The organism is Bradyrhizobium sp. AUGA SZCCT0105 (genome assembly GCF_018129565.1).
Lineage (GTDB): Bacteria > Pseudomonadota > Alphaproteobacteria > Rhizobiales > Xanthobacteraceae > Bradyrhizobium.
On sequence record NZ_JAFCMK010000011.1, the window covers coordinates 62,387 to 87,733 of the forward strand.

The window sequence follows — 25,347 nt, forward strand, 5'->3', positions numbered from 1 at the left end:
GTTGCTGTAAGGACGCGAAAGAGAGTGATCTCAGACAGTCACCTCAGGTCTTCGCGTCCCACGACCCGAAAACCGGGCTTTTGAATCGTCTGGACGAGGTGCTCTTCCTCGATCGATTTCGGATCGTAGAGCACGCGCGCGTGTCGCTCGCCGTAGGACACGGATGCCATTTGCACTCCCGGTTCTTTTTCAACGAGGGTCTTGATTGTGTTCGCACAAGCGTCGCAGTTCATGCCTTCGATTTTGAAAATGGTAGTTTTCATCTGGCGCTCCGTTTTAGTGTCGCGGGTCATTTCCGACGTTAGCCCTTGGAGTTACCCCCAAGGTCAAGCGACCTCGGTCGGAATCTTTTCGAGCCACGTCCCGCGGGGGCGGGCGCGCGCCCTGCTACCGTAAATCACGCAGACGTAGCGTTAGATGCCGCCGACGCCATGACTAGACTTGTGCAACCAAGATTGAGGTCAAACCATTCGCACGGTCTGACGCGGCGTAGCGCGCTTTCGTTAGCAGCCGCGTGCGGATTTACAGGGGCCGACGCTGGAAACGCGGCCCTTGAGAACCGTGGCTGCGCCAGTGTCGGACTGCAGCGACGCTGATTGCGGCCTCGTGGGCCTTGCGAGAGAGTCGAGCGGATCGTTGCTTCTACAGCAGTTCGCCGTTCACACAGATGTTCCCCGGGCGCTCTGGCACGCAAAGCACCAAATCCATGCAGGCAACGCAGCCTTAACCGGGTACTACCGCCGAACAAAATACACTACTCACCGCCCGATCGAAACCTTCCATGCGCGATGTATCCGGTGTCCAGCAAGAAAGGGCTGATCATCAGGTCGGGCACGTATGTCTGAAGGTTGCGCCAAGGCTGTCGCAAGCCTGCGTACGTGCTCAGATACGGTCTGGCGCGAATCATCACCCACAGATTGAGCGGCGCCAGCATCCAAGAGGTGAACTTGGCGCCGGCCACCGCAACCCGAGCGCCAAGCTTCGCGCGTGCAAACAGACGTGCGAGGGCTGCGGAAGACTGCAGCACGTCGTGGGCGTAATGGAATAACACGGCGTCAAACTGAGGAACGTCGGCGGCCTGCGCCGCAGACTCGATCAATGATACGTTATCCCAGCCTGCAACTTGGACGCGTCTACGCGCCAGGGCCATCATCTCAGGACTGTGTTCGATCGCAACAACGCGCCCGTTCGGTCCGACGGCTTTCAATAGCGACGCAAAACTTAGCCCGGTGCCGGATGCCATATCGACCACCACTTCCCCGGGCTGCAAATTGAGGAGCGCGACCGTCTTCTCCCGTATCGCGATCCCTGCTGCGCTGCTCGCGTCGTAGCTTTGCGCCAGGCGGCGATAGCGCTCGATCGAGCGTTTTGCATCCGGTCCTTTCATGATCGCACCTCTTGTCTTCCGGTTCCACCGTAAGGCGCCGCAATCTTCGGCGTGGTACGTGGCGGTCGACGGCGTCGAGGTACGCCATTCCGCGAGGGATGGCGGCCGCGTCCGGTCAAGCCGCAACGGTGGGCCACAGCGTCGGACAGGAAGGCACCTCGAGTTTATACTTTGCCCCGAGCCGACTTCAGCGTAGTCCTCACCCGTCCTATCGCGAGGTATTTGTTGCCGGGGGAAAGTGATTGCACCTCGAACTCATCGAGGTATGCAGCCAGGTAGCGCCACGGCCGCCAGAACCCGCGGTAATTGGTGACATAGCCGCGCTCCCCGGCCAGGAACCAGATGTTTCGGGGTGCGAGACACCACGGGAAAAACTTCGCTCCGACTGCGACGACGCGCGCACCAGGTTTTGCCTGCGCCAGAATGCCCTCCAGTGCGGCGCGCGATTGTAAAACGTCGTGCGCGAAGCTGAACAGCAACGCGTCCGGAGCAGCGGCAAGCCGGGCGTTCTGGGCACGCGACTCGACCAGAAGGACATTGGCATACGTCACCGTCCTCGACCGCGCATGGGCGAGCATCGCACGGCTCGGCTCGACGCCGATGACCGTGCCGGCAGGGCCGACCGCTTGCACAAGCGCGGGCAAGCAAAAACCCGTACCGCAGGCGATATCCGCAACCGTTTCGCCGGGCTGCGGCGCAAGCCGGTCGACGGCCGCCGCACGTGCCAAGTCGATCCAGCGCGTCGCCTCGTCATAGACCGGGGCCAAGCGCGCATAGTCCGCGTCCGCGCGCCGCGCCTGTCGAATCGGGTCCTGGACCGCCATGCCGCTTCGTCCTTCGTCTCCAAGAACTCCACCGCCGCCGACAATCCAAGCAGCTTTGCCGCGCCGGAGTTCGAGCCTACCGGTTTGAATGGCCATCCGCTTCGATCGCCACGCGAACAATCAACGCCGCGGAATCACGGTGAAGAGCAAGACCACGAACAGCACGCCGAAGCACAGATACATCGGCCACATCGACCACCTGTTTCCGTTTGCCGACTTCGGCGGCATGACCGTACGGGAGCGGCCCGATTCGATTTCGGGGTCCGACATCCGCGGCTTCGTATCCTGAATCTCAGATAACTTCTTCGACAGGTCGTTGTCCGACATCATGGGTCCCTCCAAATTTCCGTAAAGCCAGTTTCTGAGGCGCTCGTCCTTGGTCCGGCCTCATCTGGCCCAATCCCTGTTAGTTCGGCAGAGGACCGTCCACGGTTACAGCGTGCGGAAGTATTACCGGGAGAAATGCTCTCGGCTGAGCGGAGACTTCGGCCGCATGGAAGCTGCGGACGACTTCGACGTCACCATTCTGCGCGATGCGCGCGCCCCTACCGGGGCCCGGAGGGTCAGTTATGCCGCGCGAGGAATCAACGCTTTCGCGCTTTCACCACTGAAATCCGGCCTATGCCGATGGAGTGCGACGACTGCCGCCGCACGCCGGCAAATCCGCCTTTCGCGAGAAATTGGATCCAGCTTCCGTTGACATGCGATGCAACCGCGGCAGGTCCCGAAATGCGTCTCGCGAATTCGAGGATTCCGCCTTCCCCGCGATTTTCGGGCTTGTCGAAGTCGGCCACGTGGAACGTGCCACCCCGCCTCACGATCCTCATGATCTCCTTGACGATTCCGAGCTTCTCCGCCGGCGGACAATCATGCAATCCAAGCATGCACACGACCTTTTCGAAGGAACTCGCATCGAAGGGTAGCGCCCCGTGGATAGGGGCGACAATGACAGAGAGGTTCCGAATCTCCTTTTGTGCCGCCTTCGAGCGCGCCTTCTCGGCGGCCCTGGAACTGGGCTCCAATCCTACGAAGGTCGCTTCCGGAAACCGAAGCGCGAGCGAAAGCGCGGTGAAGGAACTGCCAGGCCCAACATCGAGGACCCGGTCGCCTGCCTTGGGCGCAAGGGACTCGAAAACCCCTTCCTGCCAGCTTCCATCCCGAACCAGGATGACGAAGATGACCTCATAGATCAGCTTTGCAACCCAATACCTGAACCGGACGAACAGTCCCGGTGCTTCACATTCCGTTGACGGCTTGACTACCATTGCTATCCGCCTTCCGCGAGTTGCTGTCGCGCCATGCGCGCAAACCGGCCAAAACGAGGGTGGCAATTGGTGCGAGGGGCGGCGTTGACTTTATCGTGGAAACCTAGCCGCTCATGCGCAATCCTCATGAACCAGCGCTCTGTTGATCCCGATGGCGGCTTCTGCGCCTTCGGCGGCGGCCACGATGACCTGCAGAACGTCGCGCGACGCATCCCCCGCGACATATAAGCCGGGAACGTGGGTCATCTGCCGGTTGTTGTCCAATTTGCAGCCCTTGGGATCGTACATGTCGCAACCGAGGCGCGCCGCAACATCGGTGGATTGGTGCCTGCCCGTGTTGAAGAAGATCCCGGCGCGGCGCAGGAGGGGCCCGGATTCGAACACGATGTCGAACGAAGCCTTGTAGGGGACGCTGCTGCCCACTTCCAATCGCGTGATCCTTTCCTCTCGAACTGCGATGCCATGCCGCTCCAGGCGCTGGCGGTAGCCGGCGCTCAGACCCGAAGGCCCGTCGCTGCACAATACGATGTCACGGCTCCATAGCGTCATCTCAAGCGCCAGTCCGCCGCCCTTGTCGTCCCCGCGGCCGTAGACGGCAAGCGGTTGCTCGCGCATCTCCCACCCGTCGCAGTAGGGACAATGGAAGACGGCTACGCCGTAAAGCTCCCGAAAGCCCGGCTGTTCCGGCAGTGCGTCGACCACTCCTGCGGCCAGCAGAAGTTTGCGGGTCCGAAAGGTGCGGCCGTCTCCCGTGGTCACCGAGAAGCCGAAGCCGGTGCGCACGGCGTCGACGACGCGCGTTTCGTCGACAACGACCGAGGCGTAGGGCGCGAGTTGCTCTCTCGCGATTGCACGAAACTGCGCCGGCGCGATGCCGTCGCGGCTGAGGAATCCGTGCAAGGCATGCGACACGCCGTTGCGGGGCTTGCCGTCGTCGAAGAGCACGACCTTCCTGCGGCATTGCCCCAGCACCAAGGCGGCGTTGAGGCCTGCCGGACCTCCGCCCACCACGATCACATCCCACAAGTCTGCCTGCTTGGCCGTCATCGTCTTTTTCTCCTTCTAAGCTGAGCGGCGGGGACAGCGCCGCTTATGTACTGGCACTCGTCCGCCTGGAAACGTTTCGATCGACGGCGCGACCGCGCAGAGCGATTTGGATAACTCGCCCCTTGCGCTAAATCACCAACGGCGCATCCGGCAATTCATTCTCGCAGGCGCCGTTCTTGGGAAAATGCTTCGCCAGATGTTGCCTTGCGGCCTGAATGCCTTTGATGGCGCCGCTCTCGAAGTTCGCCCGCCTGAACTCGGCTTCCATGGTGACGCAGATTTCTTCCCAACCGGCGGGGCCGACCTTAGCGTCGATGCCACGATCAGCGATAATCTCTACGTTCCGGTCGGCAAGCAGCAGATAAATCAGCACGCCATTGTTGTGTTCCGTGTCCCAAATCCGCAATTGCGAAAAAACGTCAAGCGCGCGTTCTCTCGCGGTTTGATGCAAGAACAGCGGCGCACCATCGAGCGCGCCTTCCACAACAAAGCCGATCTGGCCGGCGTTGGTGGCCTCACCCGCATTCATTGCCCCCTTGATCGAAGCCAGAGCCTGCCGGGAGAAAGCCCTGCGGACCCGCCAGCGGTTCGCAAGCAGATGCGTGTGATACGTTTGATGCCCATTGTCACCAGCTCCCGGATCCGCCGCCGCCGCCGAAACCGCTATCCCTTGAACTTCCCGAGAAGGTCCCGCCCGCGAAGGCGAGAATTCCCAATGAACCAAACCTTCCACTGAACAAAGTGAACACAAAGGCAATCAATCCCGCAGTCAGCGCAATCGATGACGTTCCGACAAACAACCACGCGAGGAATGAAACCGTACCGCCGGTCATCAAGGCGCCGGGAAAGCCGCCCAGCAAGGCTCGCAGGAAGCCGCCGACCATGAGCGCCAGGATGATAATGACAGGAAGGTAGTTTTGAAGATCAGAAAGACCGGCGGCGGGTCTTGGTGACGGCGCAGGCAGCGGTTCCCCATCGACGACGCGGATGATCCGGTCGACCCCCGCGGAGATGCCGTCGGTGAAATTACCCCCCCCCTTGAACAGCGGCACGATGATTTCGTCGACGATGCGCTTGGCTGTGACGTCATTTAGTGCCCCCTCCAGGCCGTAGCCCACTTCGATGCCCAGCTTTCGGTCGTCCTTCGCGACGACGAGACTGTCCACAACTTACGCATCAATTCCTCCTGTCGGGGTATGCGACGTGCTCGAAGTTGTCGCGGGCCCGGGAAGCCAATTTGCCGCAATGCTTCGCCGGCCATCCCGATGCGACGGCCTGTACGTGGTTAGTTCGAAGGATGATCCCTATCGGTTACAAGCGGAGCTGCTTAAGATTGACTCCGCGAGTTTCGCAATAATCGCCTTGGCCGGGCGTGCTCGGCGGGTGTCCGAAGGCCGCCCCCGAGACACGCGAAGGCGGATCACTTCGTCCATTTTTACGACAACCCGATGTTTTCGCACCTGAAAGCCGGTTAACCCTGAACGGCGATCCGGTTAAATCGCCCTTCCTTCGGCGCAAGGAGCGGGGTCTCGTCCTGCAAAGCCCGAATCCGAATCTCCCCCGAGGTGGTCGTTCCCGCAAGGCCCTCGATCGCGGTTCTATTGCCGCGTTCCGGAACGAAATTTGTTAGCGGGTGAACGGATTTCTTGTACCAAGATGAACAATAGGCGACCGCGCTCATTAGCGAGAGGCCGGCCGCGGTAACCAGAATCTGGGCCCAGACGGATTCGGAGCCGACGGCAAGCACGACATGTGCTGCGAACGACAGCAATATACCGACGCAAAAGACCTTTAGCGATTGCTGACCGCACATGACGACCGGTTGGAATATCTTCTGTTCAAGGCCGGTCCAATTGCGGGGCACGAATCTGGCGACCAGGAGCACGATAATGACAAGGTGGGCCACCCGATAGGGAGCGAGATTGGTCTTGTCGTTCGGATTGAAAAGCTCAAGTAGCCAGATCGGGATCAGACCTGCAAGCTCGGGAAACCGGCTGGCCATTGTCATCGCGAGGGAGAAAATCAGGTATGCCCCTCCAAGATACAGGAGGCTTGGCGATCCGATTGCGCGACGCGACTTCGCTGCTCCGCCGATTGCAAGCCAAGAGCCGAATACGAACAGCAGTTGCCATGCAAACGGATTGAAATACCAGACCCCGGTGGGGTAGGCGGAGAGATTCCACCCGAAATGCCGTGCTCCCAAGTAGAGCAGCAATGATGCTCCCATAGCCAGATCCGGTGCTCGCAACATGAGCCACGATATCGCGGGGAGAAATGCCATGAGCACGATATAGAGGGGCAGGACATCCAGATTCAACGGCTTGAATCGCAGGATCAGTCCCTGAAAAAGCGTGTCCGCGGGATTGCCTATCAGTCCGGCAATGTTGAACTGGTTGGCTAGATCGAGACCGGTGTAGCGCTGTGCGACGTATCCGATTGCCGCGACATAGATGAAGAACAGGAGAACGTGCGCGGCATAGAGTTGCCAAACGCGTTTCACCGTGCGCGCAGCGGCTACGGCAAATCCACGCTCCGCCAAAATCTTGACGTACGCGACGGATGCAGCATACCCGGAAATGAAGACGAACAGGTCGGCGGCATCGATGAAACCGTAATTTCTGATCGTAAGCCACGCAACGACGTTGTTCGGGATGTGATCGATGAAAATGGCCCAGTTGGCGAGCCCGCGAAAAAGATCCAGCCGCAGATCGCGTGGACTTGGCGAACGGGCGTTAAGGAGATGCATCTGGTCGCGTGGCGCGTGTTGCAACGCCGGCGCAGGTTCGTTCTCTTTTTTGTAGTAGTTCTCGCCTGACATAGTGATCAGTTCACTGCTTCCATCGGGGGACACTTCGTCGCAAGAGCGTTGAAACCCGTCACCAGAGAATTCCTAGAATATTTGCTGCGCCGTCCCATGTCCTCATCGCAGGCTGCATGACGGTTATTTCGGATGGACAAGCTTTTGGGTTACAGGCTCACGTCGACGTGAAGTAGTGCCCTGTATCAGACGGGCGAGTTGACCAACGCGGTGCCGCGCGATCTTCGTTTGGCCCAATCGATTCGCACGATTGTTGCGTTGCGCAAACGAATGTCTCGAGAGCGCGGAAGCTGCGGTTTAGGTAGGCAGGGACGCTTGAACGGCCTGTCGCAGGTGTTAACATGCGTCGTGATGTGGACTAGAATCCGCCGTGCGATCGCGCCGCTACTGGCTCTTGTGCTTCTGGTGAACATCATCGCGCAGGGCGGAGCAGCCACGTGCGCCGCTTTCCCCTCGTCGACGGCACAAACCGAATTGTCGGAGCCGGTCAATTGCGACCATTGCGCGAAGGAGTGCGGGGCTCTGCGCGTGTGTCCATCGTCTTGTGCCAGCTTCCTCTCCATCGGGACGCAAACGGTTGACACGAGCCTCGCGGTATCTCGATTCGCCTTCCCGCTTCTGTCGACCTTTGGCATCGGGTTAAGGATGCGGCCGGATCCCTTTCCGCCTAAATCCGCCTGATCACTACAGCATCTGCCGCGCGCGCGTTTAACGCGAGTCTTGGCTCGGCTGCCGATCGGCTGCCATTACCCTTTGGACGTTTTCATGATTTGCGGTCGTGCCGGCATTCGCCGGTTCATGTCCTGTTTTTGCTCGGCCGGAGGGCTCGGCGAGAGCCCTATTCTTGCGCCTTATCTCGGCAACCCCTTCGGCGAGGAGTTCTCTGAGCGAAATGGCGGGCTCGCGTCGTCGACCGTTCCGGAAGGCAAGTTTGGTTTCCCGCGTGGGCCTGGTCCGAGGCTTCCTCCATCCCCGTCGTTGCTTATCGGAGGCGATGTCCGATGATGCAAGAGAGGACTATGAGGGCGCTCATGACCGCAAGTCTCGCCGGCGACGCCTCAGCGCACAAGACCTTGTTTCAGACGTTGAGCGGCCACTTGCGCGCGTACTACAAGGGCAGACTTGCGCGCGCCGGACGCAAACCGTTTGAAGTCGAGGATCTGGTGCAGGAATGCCTGTTGGCCGTCCATACGAGCAGACATACGTATGACCCGGATCAACCTTTCACGCCGTGGGTCTATGCCATTGCGCGGTACAAGCTGATCGACCATTTGCGTCATACCAAAACGTCGATGACCGACATTTCCATCGGCGACGCGGGGGAACTCATCGAACAGCACGACCCCTCGGAAATCGAAAGTGCCCTGGACATGACCAAACTCTTGGCCCGTCTTCCGGAGAAGGTGAGCCTCTCGATTCGATACGTGAAGATAGACGGCCTGAGCGTGGCCGAGGCCGCAACCCGCTGCGGGATTTCGAAATCCGCGGTCAAGATCAACATCCACCGGGGGCTGAAGACCTTGATCGCCCTGATCGGCCTGAGCAAGCAGTAGTCGGACAAAGAGGGTCGATCGCATATTGGCCGACCGGTCCCTTTAACTCCTTTAGCACCCGGATCTGAAACACGACCTTTCTTGGATAACCGGGACGCCACAGAGACATCTTTCCAACTGCATCCATATCACGGGATCGTGAGGCCCGTAACGTGTAACCAAAACTTGGCGCCCCTTCGAACTACCGCAGGACAATATGGACTGGAGAACTGAATGTTCGACGTAGTTATCGCCGGAGCGGGGCCGGCCGGTCTGAATGCCGCGCTGGTGCTGGGCCGATGCCGAAGGAGCGTCCTCTTGTGTGACCCAGGCCGGCCGCGCAATGCAGTGTCACGTCGCGTCAACGGCTTCCTCACCAGAGATGGCGAATCGCCCACGACGTTGCTTCTTCTCGGACGGGAGCAATTAAGGCGCTACGACAGCGTCGAGTTGCTCGAGCGTTCGGTTGTGGCCGCGCACCATCTGGACGACCGCTTCGCGGTGACCTTGAGCGACGGAACCAACGTCCGCACCAGGAAGCTGCTGGTGGCAACGGGAATGGTCGATCAATTGCCGGATCTCCCGGGGTTTCGAGAATTGTGGGGCAACGGAGCCTATAGCTGTCCATACTGCAACGGCTGGGAGCATCGCGACAAACCGCTTGCCGTCTATGGCCCGGGGCCTGCGGCCGGGGACGTCGCCCTAGAGTTGACCGCGTGGAGCAAGGATATCGTTCTGTTCACCGATGGAGGCGGAAATCTATCGCCGGAGGATTGCGATCGTCTCGCAAAGCACGGCATCCGGGTGATTGAGGATCAGGTCGAGAGCCTGATAGGGAACGATAGGGGGCTCGAGGCCGTGCGAGTCACCACAGGCCAAGTGATCCCGCGCAGCGCGATATTCGTCATGAATGGAGAGCACCAAAGGTCGGATCTTGCTGCCAGATTGGGTTACAATCCGAGCACCAAAGATATGGTCGATACGCACGACTACGAAAAAACGAACGTGCCGGGCCTGTACGTCGCCGGCGATGCGTCGCGGAAGTTGCAATTCGCGGTCGTTGCTGCTGCAGAAGGCGCGATGGCAGCTTTCGCCATCAACACAGACCTGCTGAGAGAAGATCTACATTGAGGCTCTCTCGGACCAGGCTCGATATGGTGCGCGCAATTTCAAGACGGCGGCTGGACGCGGGAATGACCGGGCAAAGGCGCCGGGCGGCGGGGCGGCTAAGCTGTTTGCCTGGTCGTCGCCCGCGAACAACGGGGAGCGGACCGGCAGCCACGGTCTCCGATTATCGCTGCCGTGATGCGCTGCACTCTTGCTGCGGTTTTCATCGCGGCCGCGCCCGCCTCCGGGCGGTTCGGCCGGTGGTTAGTGGTCGAATGCCGAAATTCGGGTGTAACAATGCCGTCAGCTTTTTGATTCGCCGGTTGCGCTGCCACCGGCCTCCATGGGATATTCGGGTATGCGTCTGAACCGTGCCATTTCCTTGCTGAGGAGTATCGTCGCGAGCCTCGCCATCCTCGGGTTGGTGGCAGGTAGCGCGGCCTTCCCAGCCATGGCTGCCGGCATGTCGCCGGACTGTATGGCGATGATGCAATCCGACGGGGCGGCGGCACCGGCGAAGGCACCGGATGCGGGCAAGATCTGCCCATTCGCGGCTTTGTGCGCCACGGCGGGCATTTTCATCGAGCCCGCGCCGGGCGATCTGTTGACGGTTCGCTATCCCGTCGAGGTGGCGAATCCCGCTTTCGATGAGAGTGCCGACGAAGGCCTGCCGCCCAGGCCACCAGCGCGACCTCCTCGTCTTCAAGTCTAAGGCTTGCGATCTGGTCTGCGTGACTGACGGCCTTTCGGCTATCCGCTGCGTTTCGCCGGACCACTGCAACCATCCGCGCGGCGTAGGGCCAAGGGGATCAGTAACACTTGGAGAAATCTTATGTCTATTTCTATCTCAAGACGTGCCGGCGTGAGTGCGTTGACTGCGCTGGCGATGTTGGGCGTGTCGTCCGTGGCGCGCGCGGACGTCAAGGACTATGAATTCCAGCTCGTCGACAAGACCGTCAAGAAGGGCGACGCGGTCATTTCGGTACGGCTGATCCATAAACCTGACAACAAGCCTGTGCCCGACGCCGTGATCTTCGCAACGAGACTCGATATGGCCCCCGAAGGCATGGAGACGATGAAAACCACGATCGAACCGATGCCGAGCACGGAGCCTGGCGTCTATAAGTTCAAGGCCGCCGTGACGATGGAAGGCGGATGGCAATTGTCCTTGGGCGCCAAAGTTCAGGGCGAAACCGGCACCGTCGAAAGCAAGCTCGTCCTCAAGGCCGCGCCGTGATCCGCTTGAACGGAATTACGAACGTAGCCGCTTTTGGAGCAATTACAGCGGTGCTGTGGTTGTCTCCGGCGGCGGCAGGCGATCAGACCCTGCCCGGAGCGACGGTGGAAAGCGTCGTCGCAATTGCCAAGCGCCTCAACCCGACGGTTGCGGCCGCTTCGCTCGATTTCGATGCGGCAGTCCACAAGATCGGAACCGCCGGCGTGCTGTCCGATCCAACCCTTATCCTCGAAGCCTGGGACGTCAATCGCCAGGGCGTGGGGCAGCGTCGCTTTGGCGTAGAGCAGGAATTCAAGTATTGGGGCAAATACGGCCTCGAGCGCAATATCGCGCAAGCCGACGCCGACGCCGCAAAATTCCAGGGACGCGCGACCGTTACCGAACTGATTGCGCAGGTCGTTGCCGCGCATGGCGAATACAACGCCGCGTATGAGGCCGTCGGTATCTCGGTAGAGATCAAACGGCGTTACGACGAGATTCTCGGATTAGTACGGGCGCGATACGGTGCAACGTCGGTCGATCAGCAGGATGTCATCAGAGCCGAGGTGGAAGCTGCCACGGCCGAGGGCGACGTCGTCCGCCGGCAGGGCGAGCAGAAGTCCGCTGCAGCCAGGCTGAATGCGCTGATCGGCCGTCCGTCCTTGGCGCCGTTAGCGCCGCCGGCCGGCTTCCGGACCGCCAAGGCGGTCAGCCTCGCCCAGGCGCAGGCGCTCGCACGCTCCGCGAATCCGATGCTGGCCCTGGCCGGGGCGCAAAGCAATTCCGCGGCTCAAACCAAATCGCTCACCGACCTCAACTACTATCCGGACATGACGCTGGGCGCAAAGTACGTGCAGCGGCCCGGCACAGAAGATACCGGCGAGTTCATGCTGGGCGTCAAGCTGCCCTTGCACTACGAGGTCAAGGACGCCGAGCAACGAGCCGCAGGCGCCCGTCTTGGCGCTGCGCAGGCCCGCAACGAAGCGTTGCGGCTGCGAATCGATGGACAGGTCGCCGACGCCTGGTTCGGCGTCGAGGCACTCCGCAAGGTCGTGCAGATCTACGCAACGCGTCAATTGCCGCCGGCCCGCTCGTCCGTCGACAACGCGAGGAACGGCTTCCAGGCCGGCTCCACGGATTTGTTTTTTGTCTTCGAGGCGGAGCGCAGGCTTCGCGCGGTCCAGCTCGATCTGCTCAAGCTCAAGGTAGAGCTGCAGTCAAAATACGCCGAGCTGGAACGTCTTGCGGGAGGTTCCCTATGAACCGGCCGATTGGAGTGCTGTTGATTACGTCCGCAATCATGGTTGCGGGCGTGTTCGGATTAGCTGTCGGGCGATCGAACGCCCCGCTTCCAGAGTGGCTGGACGGTGTGCTCCCCGCGGCTGCAAAACAAAGCCCCCGCCAAGGCGAAGCGCCCGGACCAATCCTTTACTATCGCGATCCCGATGGCCTTCCGGCCTATTCGCTGACTCCGAAGAAGACTTCGGCGGGCAAGGACTATCTCGCGGTCCGCAGCAGCGAAGATTTGAGTTTCGAGGCGAAAGCTCCGGAAACGATGACTGCGAAGGGCGGGGATCGAGGCAAAATCCGCTATTACCGCAATCCCATGGGCTTGCCTGATACGTCGCCGACTCCGAAAAAAGACTCGATGGGAATGGCCTACCTGCCGGTCTATGAAGGAGAACAGGACGACGACTCTTCCGTCAAAGTCAGTGCGGGCAAGCTGCAGAAGGCAGGCGTTCAGACCGAACTCGCGGAGCGCCGCACCCTGAATACGATGGTGCGTGCACCGGGCATCGTCGAGGAAGACGAGCGACGCAAATCGGTCGTCTCGCTGCGTTTCGAAGGCTTCATCGACACCGTCGGCAACGTCACCACCGGCACGCACGTCTACAAGGGGCAGCCGCTGATGCGCATCTACGGGCCCAACCTGTCAAGCGCTGCCGCGGAATATCTCTCGGCTCTCAATGCCCGTCCGGACGCCGGAATAGGCAATCAGGCCCTAAAAGGGGCTCGCCGGCGCCTAGAGAACCTTGGTGCGCCGGACAGCTTTATTGCCGACATTGAGCATACCCGCGAAATTCCTGTCTATATGAACTGGCCCGCGCCGCAGGACGGCGAGATCGTGGAGCGGACTGCGGTCAACGGCATGCGGGCAGCACCGGGTGACGTGCTGTTTCGGATTGTCGACCATGATGTCGTCTGGGTGATGGTCGACGTCGCCGAACGTGATCTGGGACTCATTGAAGTTGGGCAAAAGGTAACCGTGCGTCCACGGGCCTATCCGGACCGTCCATTCATCGGCAAGGTCTCATTGATTTATCCCCATTTAAAGGCAGAGACGCGAACCGCGCGGATCAGAATCGAATTGTCGAACCCGGACGACGTACTGCGCCCCGACATGTATGCGGATGTGGAAATCGCCACAGGAACGGAAGCTCCCGTCGTGACCGTGTCCAGCAGCGCCGTCATCGACAGCGGAGAGCGGCAGGTCGTGCTTCTCGACAAGGGTGATGGCCGTTTTGAACCGCGCGAAGTCAAGCTCGGACGGCGCGGCGGTGGCCGTGTCGAGATTAGGGAAGGGCTCACCGAAAACGACAAGGTCGTCGTCTCCGCGAATTTCCTGATCGACGCCGAAAGCAACCTCAAAGCCGCGCTCAAGGGCCTCGATGCCGGGGAGAAATCGCAATGATCGCGCGTCTTATCGACTGGTCCGCCCGCAACCTGATGCTGGTCCTGATTGGGGCGGTTTTTGCCGTGGCATCCGGCGTGTATGCTCTAAAAAACTCGGCGCTGGACGCGATCCCCGACCTCTCCGACACCCAGGTGATCGTCTACACCGAGTACAAGGGTCAGGCACCCCAGGTCATTGAGGATCAGGTCACCTATCCGCTCACGACGGCGATGCTGACGGTGCCGAAATCCAAAGTCGTGCGGGGATTTTCGTTCTTCGGCGTCTCCTTTGTTTACATCATCTTCGAGGATGGTACCGACATCTATTGGGCGCGCTCGCGCGTGCTGGAATTCCTCAACGCGGCCGCGCGGAAGCTCCCGGCCGGCGTGACGCCTACGCTAGGCCCAGATGCGACCGGCGTCGGGTGGGTCTATCAGTACGCGCTGCAGTCCAAGGACAAATCGCTGGCGGATTTGCGATCCCTGCAGGATTGGACCATTCGCTACGGCATTTCCAAGGCCGAGGGTGTTGCCGAAGTGGCGAGCGTCGGCGGCTTCGTCAAGCAGTACAACATCATCGTCGATCCGAACCGGTTGAGATCACTGGATATCCCGCTTGCGAAGGTGCGCGACGCGATCCGCGGCAGCAACATGGATGTCGGCGGCCGTACCGTGGAGTTATCGGAATTTGAATTCATCGTGCGCGGCCGGGGCTACGTCAAAAGCCTTTCCGACCTTTCAAGCATTGTGCTGAAAGTTGACAAGGGCACACCGGTTTTGCTGAAGGACGTGGCGCGGATCGAGCTTGGACCGGATGAGCGCCGAGGCATTACCGAGCTCAACGGTGATGGTGAGGTCGCCAGCGGCATTGCCTTGCAACGTTTCGGCCAAAACGCGCTGGATGTCATCGACAACGTGAAGGCGCGTCTTGCCGACATGGCGGCGGCGCTACCTAAAGGCGTTGAGATCATACCGGTCTATGATCGCTCAAAACTTATTCACGATGCGATCGAGACGCTCAAGCGAACGCTGACGGAAGAAAGCATCGTCGTTGCGATCGTCTGCATCGTGTTCCTGCTGCATGTGCGAAGCGCCCTCGTCGCCATCGTGATGTTGCCTGTAGGCATCCTGATGGCTTTCAGCGCCATGAAGATGCTGGGAATCGGCTCCAATATCATGAGCCTTGGTGGAATTGCCATCGCGATCGGTGCCATGATCGACGGCGCCATCGTAATGATCGAGAACGCTCATAAACATCTCGAGCGCGCGCCACCCGACAAGCCACGGATAGAAGTCCTGATTGAGGCTGCGAGTGAAGTCGGACCGGCTTTGTTTTTCAGCCTGTTGATCATCACGGTGTCATTCCTGCCGATCTTCACCATGGAATCGCAGGAGGGGCGTCTGTTCAGCCCGCTTGCCTTTACCAAAACGTTCTCGATGGCGGCGGCGGCCATCCTGTCGATCACTTTGGTCCCGGCTCTCATGGTGCTGTTCGTGCGTGGCAAGATTGTTCCGGAGCACAAGAACCCGGTCAATCGCTTCCTGATCTGGGTCTATCGGCCGATGATCCGTGGCGTGCTGAAGGCCAAGACCTTGACGATCCTTCTGGCGCTTGTCGCTTTGGCGGTGAGCCTCTGGCCGGCACGGCAACTCGGAACCGAGTTCATGCCAAGCTTGAACGAAGGCACCTTGATGTACATGCCGACGACATTGCCGGGGCTTTCGGTGACCAAGGCGGCCGAAATTTTGCAAACGCAGAACAAGATCATCAAGACGTTTCCGGAAGTTGCCTCGGTCTATGGTAAGGCCGGACGCGCCGAGACCGCGACCGATCCTGCTCCCACCGAGATGTTCGAGACCATCGTCAATCTCAAACCCAAGGAGCAATGGCGGGCGGGCCTGACCACCGATGGCCTGATTGCCGAACTGGACAAGGCTTTGCAGTTTCCCGGCGTCTCCAACGCCTGGACCATGCCGATCAAGGCCCGCACCGACATGCTCGCGACCGGAATTCGCACCCCGATCGGCATCAAGGTCCTCGGTAAAGACCTGACGGAGATGGAGAAGCTGGCACGGCAAATTGAAGCCGTCGTGAAGGCGGTTCCGGGCACCTCCAGCGCTTATGCCGAGCGGGTGATCGGCGGTTACTATCTGGATGTCGTCCCAAACCGCGAGGCGCTCGCACGCTACGGCCTAATGGTCAGTGATGTGCAGGATACGGTTTCGTCCGCCCTCGGCGGCGAAACCATCACCACCACCGTGGAAGGCCGCGAGCGTTATAGCGTCAATCTCCGGTATCCGCGCGATCTGCGCAGCGATCCCCAATCGATCGCAAGAGATGTCCTTGTGGCTATGCCGGGCGGTGGAACCGTGCCTCTCGGCGAGGTCGCCGCCATCAAGCTGGCGCGCGGCCCAACAACGATCCGTACCGAGAACGGCCAGCTCGCGGTCTACATTTTCGTTGATATCCGGGATCGCGATCTCGGCGGTTACGTCGCGGATGCCAAGGCGGCGGTGGCCGCCAGCGTGCAGTTTCCGCCGGGGAATTACATCGTCTGGAGCGGCCAGTTCGAATATCTGGAGCGCGCCACCGCAAGGCTAAAGATCGTTGTGCCGGTGACGTTGCTGATTATCTTTCTGCTGCTTTATCTGAATTTCCGTCGGCTGACCGAGACGCTGATCGTGATGCTGTCGCTGCCGTTCGCCCTTGTCGGCGGATTTTGGCTGATGTGGTGGCTTGGGTTCAATTTTTCCGTCGCAGTGGCCGTGGGCTTCATCGCCTTGGCGGGCGTCGCGGCGGAGACCGGCGTCATCATGCTGATCTATCTCGATCATGCGATGAAGGAGCTTCAGGCGGAACGAATCGCGGAAGGCAAGCCGTTTACGCGAGCGGACCTGAATGCCGCGATCATGCTGGGCGCGGTCGAGCGGGTGCGACCCAAAATGATGACTGTCGTTGCTATCATGGCCGGCCTCATTCCCATTCTATGGAGCACAGGCACGGGCTCAGAGGTCATGCAGCGTATCGCGGTGCCGATGATCGGCGGCATGATCTCGTCGACCATCCTGACGCTCATTGTGATCCCGGCCGTCTATGCGCTAATCAAGGGATTTCGATTGCCCAGCGAACCGAATGCGGCCGCTACAGTCGAACAGGAGATCCCAGATCGGACTTTGACAAGCGCCTTTGACCGTTCGCAAGCGGCGGAGTGAATACAGAGGCGTTGAAAGATGCAAGATACGGAGAATTGGATGATGAATGGCATGATGATGAGTGACGGCATGATGTTTGGTATGGGCCTGTTAGGGATTCTCTTCCTCATCGTCCTATTGCTCGCGGTTGCGGCGTTCGTGAAATACCTTTTCTTTGACCGGCGTTAGATATTTTCAGGAAATCAGCGTGTGAGAGCTCTCCTCACCGGTTTAGCGAAACGCGATGAACACAGAATCCTAGGCGCGTGCGCGAACGTGAAATCGAATGGTCCAGCTAATGCAGTCGGCCAATGCAGGCGATGGCGCCGCTTATCACCGTCTGTTGCGGGAAATTGCGCCGGTAGTGCGAGCAACCGCGGAGCGCGAGTTGGCGCGGGAGGGATTGCCGGCAGTCCATCGCGAGGCGATCGTGCAAGAAATCTTGCTCGCTGTGCATCAACGTCACACTTAGGAGGCGAGTGCACCGTTTGCTCCTGGCTATTCGCGATTACCCGCAATAAGCTCTTGGACGTAATGCGCCGGACCGGCGAGCCGTGCCGCATCGACATCAATTGTTTCGGGGGAACGCTCGGCTGAGGGACCGCCCTCTGAGTTCCGTAAGACCCCTGAAGTCGATGAGCATATCCAAAAGTCTGCCGCAGCTTCAGCGCATTGTCTTGCAAGCGACCCGTCTCCGGACACGTATCGCTGAAGGAAACAGCCGCAAAACTGATGACGAGTGAGAATGCGGTTCGTGTTGCGCTGCATCGCGGGTTGTCGAATCTTGTCACCAAGTTGCGGAATGCCGACACAGATGGTTCTACGTGACGCCGATTGGTATAGACCTTGTATGATTTTCACCCACTCGGCAAAGGCATCGCTCCCGAGATATTTCTCTGTTGCACAATCAGGATAACGCACGTGTGGGACTTCAAAACGTGGCGGAAGAAATTAGGATACACGCAGGCTGAGGCGGGAGAGAGGCTCGGATACAGCCGCGCCGCCGTGCAGTATTGGGAGGCCGAAAGCCCAGTACCGCTGGCCGTGGAGCTTGCCTGTCGGGAACTGTTGCGCCGTTGGAAGCAGCGTCCGGACTTTGGCCCAGTGACACTGCTCTATGCCGACGACTCAGTATGGCAGCAAACTTCTCCACCCTGTGGCGTCCTCCTCCTGCGATCCGAGCGACATCCAAACAACGAAAGCGCCATTAACCGCGCGATTTGGCTAAGGGAGACCATGACGCTCGTTACTCCGCTCATTGTGGAAGACGATGGGAATGTTGTTTGGTCAACTCCAGCGTTGCTGGGCGAGTGCGACGCATGGAAAGCGAGCAAGAGCGGGGACAAAACCAGTGCGAGTTTTAGCCTTCTCGAAAAGGACGGTGCCTGACTTGGAGTCGCTTGAGTCAAATCATCGGTGAGTGAAATTGAAGGTGCGGAATCTGTTGGATTCAGGATAACGCTATGGACGTGTGGGAATTTAAAAAGTGGCGGAAAAAAATAGGATACACGCAGGTCGAGGCGGGGGAAAAGCTCGGACTCGGTCGTGCCGCGGTGCAACTTTGGGAAAACGAAATCAGGCCGGTGCCGCTTGCCGTCGAGCTTGCCTGTCAAGAACTGTGGCGTCATTGGAAGCAGCGCTCGGAGTTTGGCCCCGTGACATTGCTTTATGCCGATGACCCAATATGGCAGCAAGTTTCCGCTCCCGATGGCGTCCTCCTCCTGCAGTGCGAGCGACACGCGAATAACGAAAGCGCCATAAACCGTGCGGCTTGGCTAAAGGAAAACATGACCCTCATCAGCCCGTTCATTGTGGAGGACGATGGAAATGTTGTGTGGTCCTGCCCAGAACTGCTGCGTGAGTGTGAAGCACGGAGACAGGAAAAGGGTCGGGAGGCCAAGGCGCCTCCCCCTGTCGAATGACAAAGTGCCGAACTTCTCACTTGGAGACCATTGGGATGTGTCTCTCCCAAGCAGAGGTACAATTCAGTAGCCATACTCCGGTCGCTCGGTAACAAATGGGACCGACTAAGAAACGACACCGGCACGGAAGGCGGCTGAGACGCGGTCGGGGATATGCGCCGATGCTGACCGCACAACCCTATAAACTGCCAGTCCGGGGGGTGTTCCGTGCGCGAATCGGATGGTCGAATTTTTACCAAGGCGTTCATGTTCACCAGAGTTCCTACTCCTGATTGGCCGCGTCCGCTCCTTCTGCGGGCGGGGTATTTTTATTGTGGGCGCTCGCCGCCGGGGCCGGTTCTCCCACGGGTTTCACTGTGCCCAGATTGCAACAGCGTGCAACGAATTAAGTATCGATACTGCTTTTGCCTAAAAGAGCAGCAATTGCCAATGCTATTGGCTTGCCTCGTATTGCTTAGGGCCCATTAACTGCAGCCATGCACGGGGTTGGACAAGGTCGTATCTGGTTCGGATTTCGCAACGCGAGTGCCGGACGTTCGAACGACCTAATTTGAGGGGGCTGCTATGAAGAGAATGATCACATCCGCGGTAATCGCGTTCGCCGCTGTGACGGCCGCCCACGCCGCGGATATCCCTTTGAAGGCTGTCAAAGCGCCGCCGCCCATGCCCTCTTGGTGGGATACACTGACGATCAACGGTCACGTGGAAGTGGGTGGTACGGTCAATGGAAACGACCCCGCTGGCGGGAATTTTGGCCAGCTCTTTACGGACAAGTCCAATTCAGCTTTCTTGAATCAGGCTTTGCTCACGGTTCAGCGCCCTCTCGATCCGAAAGCGACTGGATACGATTTTGGCTTCAAGTTCCAAGCGATGTACGGCTCGGACGCGCGCTACACGCATTACCTGGGTGAGTTCGACCAGTCGATCAGCGGCCGCAACCAGTTCGACATCGTCGAGGCGCACGCTCTGTTCCACCTGCCATGGCTTACTTCGGGTGGCATTGACGTAAAGGTCGGACAGTTCGTGACCTTGGAAGGCGCGGAGGTTATCTACGCGCCTGACAATGCGCTTTATTCGCATTCCTACATCTTCAATTTCGGCATTCCGTTCAAGCACACCGGCGTCATGACGACCACCCACGTCAATCCAATGCTTGATATTTATCTAGGCGTAGACACGGGCGTTAACACGACCTTCGGCAATCGCTTCGATTGCTTTAATTGTGGCGACAACAACAAGGCCGCCGCGTTCCACGGCGGTATCGGTCTGAATTTGCTGGGTGGCGCACTAACCGTTTTGGCAACGACTCACATCGGTCCAGAAAATCCCAACGTGTCGTCTGTCGTTCTTGCGGGCGTCAATCCCAACACCGCTCTGCGTTATCTCAACGATGTGACCGTAATCTGGAAACCAACCGACAAGCTGACCTTGACGACCGATCTGAACTACATACGCGACGACGGTTTCAACGCGACTGGCGGCGGCGTAGCCCAATACGCGACTTACGCGATCAACGATTGGCTCAAGATCACTGGCCGCGGAGAGATCTGGCGCGACAACAACGGCTTCTTTGTTGCCTCTTTCCCCGGCAATCTGGATTTTGTGAGGGTTGAACACGGCAATCCATTGGGTGTGGCGATCAGCGGCGGCCCGACGACTTACGGTGCGTTGACCGTTGGACTTGCCATCAAACCTCCGGTCCCAAAGCAACTGGAAGGTCTCACTATCAGGCCGGAGATTCGCTACGACGCTTCCTTGAACAACACCACGCCATTCGGCGGAGGAACGAAGGGTTCACAATGGACGTTTGCCAGCGACCTCATCATCCCCTTCACAATTAAATAGAGGCCCGCTGCTATTTTAGAGTTGCTAGAAGCCCGCCGATAGTCACTAGAACGGAGACCATTCGCCAGCGCGTTGACCAGAGGTTTACGGGAAGCGGAGCGGGCGCCCATGGAAAACCCAAGGCGCCCGCTCATCGGTAATTTGCAAAACTCCCCTTAAAGGCCTTTCTTTGAAGATCGCTACTTCGTTTTCCGATCGTCCATTTTTTGCATCATCTTATCGCACTTCTCCATCATCTGGTTCATCTGGGCCATCATCTTCGACATTGCCTGCATGTCGCCGCCCATCATGCTCTCATGATCTTTCGCAACGGGGCTCTGGGAGGAGGACGCGGTCGGCTCGTCCGCGGCGCGCACCGTGCCGGGAAGGGACATGCCCACGCCTGCGGCGAGCAGGCTAAGTGATAATATTGCGATTTTCTTCATGTTGCATCTCCGTGGTTTTGTGAACGTCGATTAGGCTTGCGGTGGCATCTTCAGATGCGTGCATTAGTTCCCGGGAGGGGAACCATCGTCGGGCGTCCGGGGCCCTGGTTGTTGCCCCTGTTGCCGGAGCAAAGATGCAGACCGCACATTGCCCCGCAGAACAGAAGGCAAACAACTATCGGCAGTAGGCCTGCGGCGACCAGCCAGTGCCAGTTGAGCGTGCCGCCAGCGAACAGCGCGAGCCCCATCAGAGCCAGGCCGAGCTTGACATCGGCAGAAAGGGAACGCTTTTGCATACAGTGTTTTGGTTCATCTTTTCCCGAAGGAATGGTGAGCTCGCTCATTTGACTTCCTCTCGGCGCCCGCTGACCGGGGTCGCAAATAATTGTTGTGGCAGGTCGAGTTCGCACCTGATCCTTTGATACAACCCCGCGGCTTGCGTACCTACTTGCTAATTCGAAGACAAATGCTGCGAGGTTACTCGCTCACTGCTTCGTGAATTCTTAGTTCATGTTCCAAGCGGGACACCCGCAGCGGAAGATCGGAGCGGTCGGAGGACGTGGGCAGGAAGACAAACCCCAAGTCGCGTCGAAATTCTTCGAATTTCTCGAGCAGCTCTTGTCGGTCGCGCGCTCCCACATTGACGACCCCGTACCTGAAACTCTGGCCGTCCTGCATCTCAAGGGAAAGAGCGCTCCCGGCCGTGGCCAGGATCTCGATCCGCGCGTCGGGATGCCGCAGGCTTAATCGCTCCAAATTGTGCACTGAGGGAAGGGCGACGACATGCATGTCCTCGAAGGATCGCAGAACAAAGCTCGCAGCCGTGCGGTGCTGACCTTCGCGTCGCGAGAGTCGCGGTTCGCGGCCGGCCGCGAGATCGAGCAGCACAGCGTACGTGTTGAAGCCGTCTACCTTTTCGTACAGATCGGCAAATTGAGAGGCCATGCGCGGATTGACCTCGACGATGCTTACTGTGTCAGCAACAGGATCGTAGATAAACTCGATATTGAACATCGCGTCGCGGTACCCGAGGCTCGCCATAAACGTTCGCGCAATCGTGGCCATTCGTTCTTGAACAGGTCCTGGCAGGAGCGACGGATACTCGAAGCGTTCGAAAACATTCGTTCCGGGAAACATGACGGAGTCCACTATGCCGACAACTTGCACGTCGCCGCCGAATGCGTATCCCTCCAACGTACATTGCCGTCCCGATAGCAGACTTTCCGCCAACAGGTACCCGCTTTCCATGGGCAGTCCAACATAGTACTCGAACAGCCGCTCAAAGGGACGAAAGAAGGCGCGGCGGGAGGCCCAATGGCGTTTCATGGACGTAAGCTGCCGCTCCGAATCCACACGCTGTGCTCCGATGGAAAAGAACGACTTCACCGGCTTCACGAAGGCCGGAAGCGCAATGGGAGACGGCATCGCCATTCTTTCGCTCACGTCGACGCGGGCGAATGACGGGACGGCCTCGGGAACGACGGCATGCTGAAGACGGCGCGCATAGTATTTGTGCTGACAAAGCAGATTTGCAGCGGGCGAGGCGCCCGGCAGATTGAGATGCTGCGCGACGGCGCACGCCAGAGCGCTCCCAGGATAGTCGTCGGTGCTGATGACACCGGCGATCGCGGTACCTGACAATTTCGTCAGAATGGTTTCTATTTCGGCAAGCGGGTCAGCAAAAGAGGGCAGAACTGACCCGTACTGCGACACCATTTCCTCTAGCGCGATGCTGGCGTACTCGTGGCGAAGGAATCTCCTTCGATATCCTCCGATCAAGGCCAGCTCGCGGTCGTCGCGGTGAGTGGGACAAAGAAGAAGAAAGGTTTGTGTCTCGCGGTAGTTGTCGGAGGTGGTATCGGTATCGCTGGGCGACTGTTGGAACGTCACGATTGATCCTTTTCGGTACCGGAAGTCGATGTCGGCATCGTTGTCTAGGAGTTCGGGCAACACCACCAACCGGTTACAATCGCTCGAATAAGATGTCGCGAAAGGCACAACTCATAAAAAGGACCCAGCGTCGATCGACCTGTAGATTGCTTGGTTAGAAGGGTGGGCGCCGGTTCAAACCGGTTGCCAGCACATAGCTATCAAAGTAATGCCATGCTCACGCCTTCGGTTCCGTCAGCGAGCGTTTCTGTTATTTTTGGTGCTGCATAGGCTCGTTATCGTTTAGCGCCGCAAAAGCCGGGGCCCCAGATTTGCTCCGCTAAGCATGCACAGAATGCCCGTTCCACCGAACCACAGAGCAACAAGCGGGGCAGGATCGATGGTGCAATGGATCGAAAAGGCGGTCACGCTGACAGCGCTGGCAGTAAGTCCGGCGATCGCGCCCGTCCGCGCTGGGTTCACCGGCGCCGCCTGGCGCGCAGCCCACATGATCGCGACAAAGGGCACGATCGTTATGATCGGAACTGAAAGAACGCATTCGCGCCATTGATCCCCAGTTATCATTTGTTCCCAATTCGGATCGGCGGCCATACCCGCCACTGCGAGAATCATAACGCCGAGAAAGGGCACGGCTGTCAGGGAGAGTGTGGACAGGAGCTCCAAGCCAGGACGTGCGAGTCGCGCCAGAAAGACAGACGACAGCGCGGCGGCGACCAGACTGAATACCAGCTTCGCTGCAACGAAGGCCATCACATCGGCGTCCTGGAGGTCCGGGCGGATGCCAAGTGCAAAAACGATGAATCCAAGCGAGAGGGCGGCGCCGCTCGCGATTGCGACAGCGACCTTGAATTCAGTCTTGCCCGTGTTTAACCGCTCCGAGTTAGTGCTGGGCTCTCTGATCAAATTATCCATCTTCTTGCTGTCTCCCTTTTGCCTGTGATCAGGCCATCTCACTGGTGGCGTGTCCGAAATCTTCTGGTCGGGCGCACTACACCGAGAAACGGGAAAAGATTTGTTCGATCAGCAAGTCGCCTCTAAATAAGCAATTCGGCTGAATGGGGAATCTGGTTACACAATCATCGCATCGTGAGGTCGAAATATACGCACGACCAGCGAAGCCTTCAGAAGAGCAGCGGCTGGCGTATCGGCTTGGCCTGACGAAGAATTGTCCAACGGCGACGCGCGCGGGGTTGCCTGCACCATAAAGGCGTTCTCGATCGCCTGACACTCATGCTCACCAACTCCGAAACCGCGGCTCGCGATCTCGCTAAAGCCGCGAAGAGTCGCCGCTGAGTCGCCTGGTGTTGATTCCCTCGGCAAATTTCCGCCCCGCCTGGAATCCCGTGCGGGGAGGGCCGCACTTCGCATCGCGGCAGCAAACGCAACTTCTTTCGAGACCAGCAGAAGCGATGCGGCGGCGTGTCGAGTGGACAGGAGATCGCCTGATCGGAAGGGCCCTTCGATGGGACTCGTGCCGGGAAATCGCCCGTCCCCAAATTGCCCCGTATACAGGGGCCACTTGGCGATCCGCAAGAATGGGCCGGCGAGAAATCGCCGTATTAGACGCCCTCGATCCACGCAACTAATCCTCGGCGAATGCTCTTATCTACTCGCTAGGTCCGCGAGGTGGGATATCCGCGTTCTCATTCGTGGAGCGCGACATTTCGGCTTGGGTGGACGCCGAAAGTCCTTGGATTGTCGGTCCGGCGCGATGATTGACGAATGATATTGCGAGGGCAATTCCCAACCACGGCAACCAATAGAATTGCCGGCGCAGTCTCAGCACTTCGATATTCGTCGGCGCCGATCTCACATTTTCTTCTCGATCCGGCAAAAGTCCCTCCAGGCGCCTTGCTATTGCCGCAGCATCCGCGGAATTCCAATCTCTTCCGGAAACCTGGCGGAGCGTCGATACTATCGCCTTCTCGACGTTTGCCTTGGGCATTGTCGAAAGGCGTCTCGCTTCCTCCCACGGGTCAACGTGAGCGCGGGCCAATGCGGACAGAACACTAATCTGCATTCCATTGCCTTCCTCGCACATCGGCGCGAAAAGAAACTGATCAAATTTGGAAGATGGGATCGAAACTGAGGAACGCTCGTTTAACATGACTCGCCTTTTCAGCTATTTCGAACAAAGAAAGATCCGGTGGCCATTGTGCGGCGGCTGTTCCGGTATGGCCGTGCTGTCGCTGTACAATTTCATT

At 59.0% G+C, this 25,347-nt stretch carries 23 protein-coding genes and 1 pseudogene; 11 read left to right on the plus strand and 13 right to left on the minus strand.

Going from position 1 to position 25,347, the window contains the following annotated elements:
• Positions 1-38 precede the first annotated feature (38 nt).
• The 9 genes and pseudogenes from JQ573_RS34605 to JQ573_RS34645 form a co-directional block, all read right to left on the minus strand.
• On the minus strand, positions 39-293 hold the full coding sequence (locus tag JQ573_RS34605; RefSeq protein WP_249132641.1) for a heavy-metal-associated domain-containing protein: 255 nt from the start codon (positions 291-293) through the stop codon (positions 39-41).
• Positions 294-754: 461 nt separating this feature from the next.
• Positions 755-1,387 carry a class I SAM-dependent methyltransferase gene (locus tag JQ573_RS34610; RefSeq protein WP_212319212.1) on the minus strand — a complete coding sequence of 211 codons (633 nt, stop codon included), beginning with the start codon at positions 1,385-1,387 and terminating at the stop codon, positions 755-757.
• Between the two features lie 164 nt (positions 1,388-1,551).
• The gene (locus JQ573_RS34615) at positions 1,552-2,211 is read right to left on the minus strand and encodes a class I SAM-dependent methyltransferase (protein ID WP_212319211.1); all 660 of its coding nucleotides are present in this window, start codon (positions 2,209-2,211) and stop codon (positions 1,552-1,554) included.
• 120 nt (positions 2,212-2,331) lie between these two features.
• Entirely contained in the window at positions 2,332-2,541 is a 210-nt protein-coding gene (locus tag JQ573_RS34620; protein ID WP_212319208.1) for a hypothetical protein, read from the minus strand.
• 254 nt (positions 2,542-2,795) lie between these two features.
• Complete coding sequence (locus tag JQ573_RS34625) at positions 2,796-3,476, minus strand: class I SAM-dependent methyltransferase (RefSeq protein ID WP_212319205.1); 681 nt, start codon at positions 3,474-3,476, stop codon at positions 2,796-2,798.
• A gap of 111 nt (positions 3,477-3,587) precedes the next feature.
• A complete protein-coding gene (locus JQ573_RS34630) occupies positions 3,588-4,523 on the minus strand; it encodes an NAD(P)/FAD-dependent oxidoreductase (protein WP_249132642.1) in 936 nt (311 codons plus the stop codon).
• A gap of 127 nt (positions 4,524-4,650) precedes the next feature.
• A pseudogene (locus tag JQ573_RS34635) lies at positions 4,651-5,147 on the minus strand (TPM domain-containing protein).
• Between the two features lie 2 nt (positions 5,148-5,149).
• Positions 5,150-5,689 (minus strand): TPM domain-containing protein, encoded by a 540-nt coding sequence (locus tag JQ573_RS34640; protein WP_212319200.1) that lies wholly within the window; start codon positions 5,687-5,689, stop codon positions 5,150-5,152.
• Positions 5,690-5,994: 305 nt separating this feature from the next.
• On the minus strand, positions 5,995-7,269 hold the full coding sequence (locus JQ573_RS34645; RefSeq protein WP_212319343.1) for an OpgC domain-containing protein: 1,275 nt from the start codon (positions 7,267-7,269) through the stop codon (positions 5,995-5,997).
• A gap of 1,103 nt (positions 7,270-8,372) precedes the next feature.
• Between JQ573_RS34645 and JQ573_RS34650 the strand changes: the two genes are divergently transcribed.
• The 11 genes from JQ573_RS34650 to JQ573_RS34695 all read left to right on the plus strand — a co-directional run bounded on the left by JQ573_RS34650 (position 8,373) and on the right by JQ573_RS34695 (position 20,828).
• Positions 8,373-8,894 (plus strand): sigma-70 family RNA polymerase sigma factor, encoded by a 522-nt coding sequence (locus JQ573_RS34650; protein WP_409334717.1) that lies wholly within the window; start codon positions 8,373-8,375, stop codon positions 8,892-8,894.
• A gap of 213 nt (positions 8,895-9,107) precedes the next feature.
• On the plus strand, positions 9,108-10,004 hold the full coding sequence (locus JQ573_RS34655) for an NAD(P)/FAD-dependent oxidoreductase (protein ID WP_212319196.1): 897 nt from the start codon (positions 9,108-9,110) through the stop codon (positions 10,002-10,004).
• A 334-nt stretch (positions 10,005-10,338) separates the two neighbouring features.
• The gene (locus JQ573_RS34660; RefSeq protein ID WP_212319194.1) at positions 10,339-10,692 is read left to right on the plus strand and encodes a hypothetical protein; all 354 of its coding nucleotides are present in this window, start codon (positions 10,339-10,341) and stop codon (positions 10,690-10,692) included.
• A 120-nt stretch (positions 10,693-10,812) separates the two neighbouring features.
• A complete protein-coding gene (locus JQ573_RS34665; protein ID WP_212319192.1) occupies positions 10,813-11,217 on the plus strand; it encodes a FixH family protein in 405 nt (134 codons plus the stop codon).
• A 50-nt stretch (positions 11,218-11,267) separates the two neighbouring features.
• Positions 11,268-12,458, plus strand: a complete 1,191-nt coding sequence (locus JQ573_RS34670) for a TolC family protein (RefSeq protein ID WP_312011723.1) — start codon at positions 11,268-11,270, stop codon at positions 12,456-12,458.
• Positions 12,455-13,888 (plus strand): efflux RND transporter periplasmic adaptor subunit, encoded by a 1,434-nt coding sequence (locus JQ573_RS34675; protein ID WP_212319188.1) that lies wholly within the window; start codon positions 12,455-12,457, stop codon positions 13,886-13,888. The genes JQ573_RS34670 and JQ573_RS34675 overlap by 4 nt, the downstream gene beginning before the upstream one ends.
• Positions 13,885-17,082, plus strand: a complete 3,198-nt coding sequence (locus tag JQ573_RS34680) for an efflux RND transporter permease subunit (RefSeq protein ID WP_212319186.1) — start codon at positions 13,885-13,887, stop codon at positions 17,080-17,082. Before JQ573_RS34675 ends, JQ573_RS34680 begins: the two co-directional genes overlap by 4 nt.
• A 39-nt stretch (positions 17,083-17,121) precedes the next feature.
• Positions 17,122-17,250, plus strand: a complete 129-nt coding sequence (locus JQ573_RS40710) for a hypothetical protein (RefSeq protein ID WP_283815135.1) — start codon at positions 17,122-17,124, stop codon at positions 17,248-17,250.
• Positions 17,251-17,982: 732 nt separating this feature from the next.
• Complete coding sequence (locus tag JQ573_RS34685; RefSeq protein ID WP_212319184.1) at positions 17,983-18,450, plus strand: helix-turn-helix domain-containing protein; 468 nt, start codon at positions 17,983-17,985, stop codon at positions 18,448-18,450.
• Between the two features lie 74 nt (positions 18,451-18,524).
• Positions 18,525-18,983: a helix-turn-helix transcriptional regulator gene (locus tag JQ573_RS34690; protein ID WP_212319182.1), complete on the plus strand. Its 459-nt coding sequence runs from the start codon at positions 18,525-18,527 to the stop codon at positions 18,981-18,983.
• A gap of 564 nt (positions 18,984-19,547) precedes the next feature.
• Positions 19,548-20,828 (plus strand): porin, encoded by a 1,281-nt coding sequence (locus tag JQ573_RS34695; RefSeq protein WP_249132644.1) that lies wholly within the window; start codon positions 19,548-19,550, stop codon positions 20,826-20,828.
• A gap of 179 nt (positions 20,829-21,007) precedes the next feature.
• Here JQ573_RS34695 and JQ573_RS34700 read toward each other — a convergent pair whose 3' ends face one another.
• From JQ573_RS34700 to JQ573_RS34715, 4 genes are all read right to left on the minus strand, one after another.
• A complete protein-coding gene (locus JQ573_RS34700) occupies positions 21,008-21,253 on the minus strand; it encodes a hypothetical protein (RefSeq protein WP_212319180.1) in 246 nt (81 codons plus the stop codon).
• Positions 21,254-21,303: 50 nt separating this feature from the next.
• Complete coding sequence (locus tag JQ573_RS34705; RefSeq protein WP_212319178.1) at positions 21,304-21,597, minus strand: hypothetical protein; 294 nt, start codon at positions 21,595-21,597, stop codon at positions 21,304-21,306.
• A gap of 133 nt (positions 21,598-21,730) precedes the next feature.
• Positions 21,731-23,143, minus strand: coding sequence for an ATP-grasp domain-containing protein (locus JQ573_RS34710; protein ID WP_212319176.1), 1,413 nt, complete (start codon positions 23,141-23,143; stop codon positions 21,731-21,733).
• A 282-nt stretch (positions 23,144-23,425) separates the two neighbouring features.
• Positions 23,426-24,055 (minus strand): DUF1109 domain-containing protein, encoded by a 630-nt coding sequence (locus tag JQ573_RS34715; RefSeq protein ID WP_212319174.1) that lies wholly within the window; start codon positions 24,053-24,055, stop codon positions 23,426-23,428.
• Between the last annotated feature and the right edge of the window lie 1,292 nt (positions 24,056-25,347).

Excerpts from the sequence above, each read along its gene's own strand:
- JQ573_RS34715 (WP_212319174.1), bottom strand. The coding sequence starts at position 24,055 with ATGGATAATTTGATCAGAGAGCCCAGCACTAACTCGGAGCGGTTAAAC.
- JQ573_RS34620 (WP_212319208.1), bottom strand. The coding sequence starts at position 2,541 with ATGATGTCGGACAACGACCTGTCGAAGAAGTTATCTGAGATTCAGGAT.
- JQ573_RS34700 (WP_212319180.1), bottom strand. The coding sequence starts at position 21,253 with ATGAAGAAAATCGCAATATTATCACTTAGCCTGCTCGCCGCAGGCGTG.
- JQ573_RS34645 (WP_212319343.1), bottom strand. The coding sequence starts at position 7,269 with ATGCATCTCCTTAACGCCCGTTCGCCAAGTCCACGCGATCTGCGGCTG.
- JQ573_RS34605 (WP_249132641.1), bottom strand. The coding sequence starts at position 293 with ATGACCCGCGACACTAAAACGGAGCGCCAGATGAAAACTACCATTTTC.
- JQ573_RS34675 (WP_212319188.1), top strand. The coding sequence starts at position 12,455 with ATGAACCGGCCGATTGGAGTGCTGTTGATTACGTCCGCAATCATGGTT.
- JQ573_RS34695 (WP_249132644.1), top strand. The coding sequence starts at position 19,548 with ATGAAGAGAATGATCACATCCGCGGTAATCGCGTTCGCCGCTGTGACG.
- JQ573_RS34625 (WP_212319205.1), bottom strand. The coding sequence starts at position 3,476 with ATGGTAGTCAAGCCGTCAACGGAATGTGAAGCACCGGGACTGTTCGTC.
- JQ573_RS34705 (WP_212319178.1), bottom strand. The coding sequence starts at position 21,597 with ATGAGCGAGCTCACCATTCCTTCGGGAAAAGATGAACCAAAACACTGT.
- JQ573_RS34660 (WP_212319194.1), top strand. The coding sequence starts at position 10,339 with ATGCGTCTGAACCGTGCCATTTCCTTGCTGAGGAGTATCGTCGCGAGC.
- JQ573_RS40710 (WP_283815135.1), top strand. The coding sequence starts at position 17,122 with ATGATGAATGGCATGATGATGAGTGACGGCATGATGTTTGGTATGGGC.
- JQ573_RS34665 (WP_212319192.1), top strand. The coding sequence starts at position 10,813 with ATGTCTATTTCTATCTCAAGACGTGCCGGCGTGAGTGCGTTGACTGCG.
- JQ573_RS34615 (WP_212319211.1), bottom strand. The coding sequence starts at position 2,211 with ATGGCGGTCCAGGACCCGATTCGACAGGCGCGGCGCGCGGACGCGGAC.
- JQ573_RS34610 (WP_212319212.1), bottom strand. The coding sequence starts at position 1,387 with ATGAAAGGACCGGATGCAAAACGCTCGATCGAGCGCTATCGCCGCCTG.
- JQ573_RS34650 (WP_409334717.1), top strand. The coding sequence starts at position 8,373 with ATGACCGCAAGTCTCGCCGGCGACGCCTCAGCGCACAAGACCTTGTTT.
- JQ573_RS34630 (WP_249132642.1), bottom strand. The coding sequence starts at position 4,523 with ATGACGGCCAAGCAGGCAGACTTGTGGGATGTGATCGTGGTGGGCGGA.
- JQ573_RS34655 (WP_212319196.1), top strand. The coding sequence starts at position 9,108 with ATGTTCGACGTAGTTATCGCCGGAGCGGGGCCGGCCGGTCTGAATGCC.
- JQ573_RS34680 (WP_212319186.1), top strand. The coding sequence starts at position 13,885 with ATGATCGCGCGTCTTATCGACTGGTCCGCCCGCAACCTGATGCTGGTC.
- JQ573_RS34690 (WP_212319182.1), top strand. The coding sequence starts at position 18,525 with ATGGACGTGTGGGAATTTAAAAAGTGGCGGAAAAAAATAGGATACACG.